Annotated in this window: 4 protein-coding genes and 1 pseudogene; all 5 read left to right on the forward strand. The window is 58.7% G+C overall.

Going from position 1 to position 3,787, the window contains the following annotated elements; genetic code table 11:
* Positions 1 to 359, forward strand: a pseudogene (locus BN2475_RS18265) (reverse transcriptase domain-containing protein); the annotation flags it as partial.
* 318 nt (positions 360 to 677) lie between these two features.
* Positions 678 to 2,045: a recombinase family protein gene (locus BN2475_RS18270; protein WP_245841375.1), complete on the forward strand. Its 1,368-nt coding sequence runs from the start codon at positions 678 to 680 to the stop codon at positions 2,043 to 2,045.
* Positions 2,033 to 2,392: a hypothetical protein gene (locus BN2475_RS35590; protein WP_245841376.1), complete on the forward strand. Its 360-nt coding sequence runs from the start codon at positions 2,033 to 2,035 to the stop codon at positions 2,390 to 2,392. The genes BN2475_RS18270 and BN2475_RS35590 overlap by 13 nt, the downstream gene beginning before the upstream one ends.
* Positions 2,361 to 3,131 carry a group II intron maturase-specific domain-containing protein gene (locus BN2475_RS18275; RefSeq protein WP_245841378.1) on the forward strand — a complete coding sequence of 257 codons (771 nt, stop codon included), beginning with the start codon at positions 2,361 to 2,363 and terminating at the stop codon, positions 3,129 to 3,131. The genes BN2475_RS35590 and BN2475_RS18275 overlap by 32 nt, the downstream gene beginning before the upstream one ends.
* A gap of 70 nt (positions 3,132 to 3,201) precedes the next feature.
* The coding region (locus BN2475_RS18280; RefSeq protein ID WP_245841380.1) for an IS110 family RNA-guided transposase at positions 3,202 to 3,787 on the forward strand (586 nt) is incomplete at its 3' end.

Here is a 3,787-nt window from a genome sequence, read left to right on the forward strand (position 1 = left end):
AGTTCGCGTTGACCGTCCCCTGTATGCGGTGCAGGGCGATGCAGGCGTTATGGAAGCTCGCTCTGGAACCGGTGGCAGAAACACTGGCGGACCCGAATTCCTATGGATTCCGGCCCGAACGCTCGACGGCCGATGCCATCGAACAATGCTTCATTACTCTGGCGAAGCGAGCTTCGCCAGAGTGGATTCTGGAAGGTGACATTCGGGGCTGTTTCGACAACTTCAGTCACGCCTGGATCCTGGAGCACGTACCGATGGATAAGGCTATCTTGCGGCGGTGGCTTCAGGCCGGATTTATCGATGAGGGAACCTTGTTCGAGACATCGGCGGGTACCCCGCAAGGGGGAATCATAGCCCCGGCAACAATATTGCAAACTCGCGGGTAAGATGGGGCCTTCGCATATCGAGGGAGTGTCTGGCGCCATGGTCCAGAGAATGCCCTGCCAGTAATGCGGTTCTCGTGCTTGAGGCCGTTGCTCCCGCTAACTGGGAGCCCAGTCGATGACACGGGGACGACGCAAACACTGGCGAGTGCGTCTCGCTTTCGAGCCGAACCGCTATTCCAGCGAACAACTGGAGAAGGCCTACGATCAGCTCAGTCCGATTGATGCCCGAAGCACGAGGCGCGCATCGGATGCAAGGCCAGCAACGGCGAAAGCTATGAAGCGAGGGAAACGATGAGCAACGTTGCCATGGTCGCGCTTTACGCGCGAGTGTCATCCGAGCAGCAAAGCAAACGCGGCACGATAGACAGCCAGATCGCTGCATTGAAAGAACGAATTCAGGCGGACGGGGCGCAGATTGTGGAGGACATGTGCTTCGTTGATGCCGGGGTGAGCGGTGCAACGCTGGTCAGGCCGCAATTGGAGCGCCTGCGCGACGCCGCCGCGCTCGGGACGGTCGATCGGCTGTACATCCTCGCGCCAGACCGCCTGGCGCGCAAATATGCGCACCAAGCCCTGCTGATGGAGGAATTCTCCTCGTGCGGCGTACAGGTCGTGTTTCTCAATCATGCAATTGGCACGACGCCGGAAGAATCACTGCTGCTGCAGATGCAGGGCATGATAGCGGAGTACGAGCGGGCAAAAATCGCAGAGCGTCACCGCCGCGGCAAGCTTCACGGTGCGAAACGCGGTACCGTCAATGTGCTATCAGGGGCGCCTTACGGCTACCGCTATATCCGAAGACAGCTCGACGGGACGCCAGCCCGGTACGTCATCGAACTGCCGCAAGCCGCCACGGTGAAAGCGATCTTCGAGTGGGTCGGGCTGGAGCGCCTGAGCCTCGGAGAAGTGATACGTCGGCTTGGCGAGGCCGGCACCGTGACGGCATCGGGCAAGCCGTACTGGGACCGCAGCGTGGTATGGGGCATCTTGCGTAATCCGGCGTACATGGGGCGGGCTGCGTTTGGCAAAACGCAGGTGTGCGATCATCAGGTGCGCGTGCGTGCCCAGCGCCACAGCGCCGACGTGCCCAGGAAACCGTATTCAGCGAAACGCGCGGACCGGCAGCAGTGGATCGAAATTCCGGTGCCGGCAATCGTCAGCGAAGCACTGTTCGAAATCGTTCAGGAGCAGCTTGCCGAGAACCGCAAGCTGGCACGCCAGCGCCGGGATAATGCGCCGCTTCGCCTGCTGCAGGGGCTCACTGTTTGTGGACAGTGCCGTTACGCCTACTACGCGAAGAAAGTGAGCAAGTCGGCGGCCAAGGGACATCAGCGCGATTATGCCTATTACCGCTGCGTTGGAACCGACGCCTACCGGTTCGGCGGCGAACGTATCTGCGACAACCTGCAGGTACGGACAGACAAGCTCGATGATCTGGTATGGCATCAGGTTGTGGAATTGCTCAGGCATCCCGATCGACTGAAAGACGAGTATGAACGTCGACTCGACGTGATGGAGCGTAGCGAAAAGCGCGGCTTCGATACAGGCAGTCTGGAAAAGCAGCGACTTCAGCTCGAAAAGAGCAAATCGCGACTGACGACAGCTACTCCGACGGTATCATCGACAAGGTCGACTTCGAGCCAAGGATGCAGCAGTTGAAGAGCCGGCTCGAACAGATTGAACAGCAGATCCAGGAATCGCGGCGCCATGGCGCGATGCAAAGCGAGCTGTTTCTCGTCATTAACCGGCTTGAGGAATTTGCAGCCGCCGTCACTGAAAAGCTGGATGCGATTGATCTTGAAACGAAACGCAAGATCGTTGTGGGCTTGGTCAAGCGCGTAGAAATCCACAAGGACGAGATCGTCGTCGTGTTCCGTGTCGATCCGCAACCGCCGGTTCGCGGCAGCGAAAATTCGACCGACTCAGACGCAGGAGAGAAAAGTATGCAACATTGTAGGCGGCGTAATCTCACCGGTGATCGCGAATATGGCGTTGGATGGGCTTGAGGCAGCAGTCTATGCAAGCGTGGGAAGGTCCAAACTTGCTCGCAGCAACGCCCAACTTAACGTCGTCCGCTATGCCGATGACTTTATTGTCACCGGCGTGTCGAAAGAAGTGCTCGAATGCAAGGTGCTTCCGGCGGTCAGGCAGTTTATGGCTGCTCGAGGTCTGGAACTCTCGGAAGAGAAGACCAGGATTACGAACATTGCGGAGGGTTTCGATTTCCTTGGCCAGAACGTACGTAAGTACGACGGCAAGCTGCTGATCAAGCCGGCAAAGAAGAGCGTCAAATCGCTTCTCGACAAGGTCAGGGAAATCATCAAAAGCAACGCGAGCGTCACGCAGGAGGCGTTGATCCAGAAACTCAACCCGGTTATCCGGGGATGGGCGATGTATCACCGTCACGTCGTGGCGAAAGCGAGCTTCTTATCGATAGACTCGCACATCTGGCAACGGCTTTGGAAATGGGCTAGGCGTCGGCATCCCACGAAAGGAGCACGGTGGGTGAGGAACCGGTACTTCCGGGTCGATGGGCACCGGTCCTGGGACTTTGCTACGAAGGCTCCCGCTGATGGCAGAACCAGCGGGTTTCGGCTCTTCCGCGCTATGACGATCCCGATTGCGAGACACGTCAAGGTCCGGGGACTGGCTAATCCGTTTGATTCGGTGTGGACCACGTACTTCGCTCGCCGTCGAACTGCGAAGCGATCCGTCAAGTTGTTCGGTGCCACACCATGGTGCTGAAGAATGGCTTGAGCCGGATGCGGGGTGACTCGCCCGTCCGGTTCTCAGGGGGCGGTGGCGCAGCAATGCGCTGCTGCTACCCGACCAACTGCACTGGGTCGAACCCGAGTCCGGCGAGGTTGTGAGCAGGCAGCTCAAACGCGATAACTTTCTTGAATACTTTTCCAACCGATCCCCGTGTCTGATCGGTATGGAAGCTTGTGGCGGTTCGCAGCACTGGGCGAGGCAACTTGCGGCTCTCGGTCACGAAGTCAAGTTAATGCCGGCTTGCTGGGTGAAACCGTTTTGCGGCAGCAACAAGAGTGACATGCAGGATGCCCGAGCGATCTGGCTGGCAGTACAGCAGCCCGGCGCCAAGACCGTTGCGGTAAAAAGTGAAGCACAGCAAGGGGTTCTGGCGCTTCACCGCATCCGTCAGCAGTTGGTCAAGTTCCGTACAGCCCAGATCAATGCACTTCGCGGCTTGCTCACCGAGTACGGTGAAATTATGCCGCTCGGCCGGGCCGCTTCGGCAAAGGGTGTGGTTGCCGCCCTCGAGCGCATCGCCGAGCGACTGCCCGCTGTGCTAATCGAGACTTTCCGCGAGCAGTGGTCGCGCATCGCGGCGCTCGACGACCAAATCAACGAGATTGAACGGCGACTTCAGGTATGGCATA

This window comes from Paraburkholderia ribeironis (genome assembly GCF_900019265.1).
GTDB lineage: Bacteria > Pseudomonadota > Gammaproteobacteria > Burkholderiales > Burkholderiaceae > Paraburkholderia > Paraburkholderia ribeironis.

Excerpts from the sequence above, each read along its gene's own strand:
- BN2475_RS35590 (WP_245841376.1), top strand. The coding sequence starts at position 2,033 with ATGCAGCAGTTGAAGAGCCGGCTCGAACAGATTGAACAGCAGATCCAG.
- BN2475_RS18270 (WP_245841375.1), top strand. The coding sequence starts at position 678 with ATGAGCAACGTTGCCATGGTCGCGCTTTACGCGCGAGTGTCATCCGAG.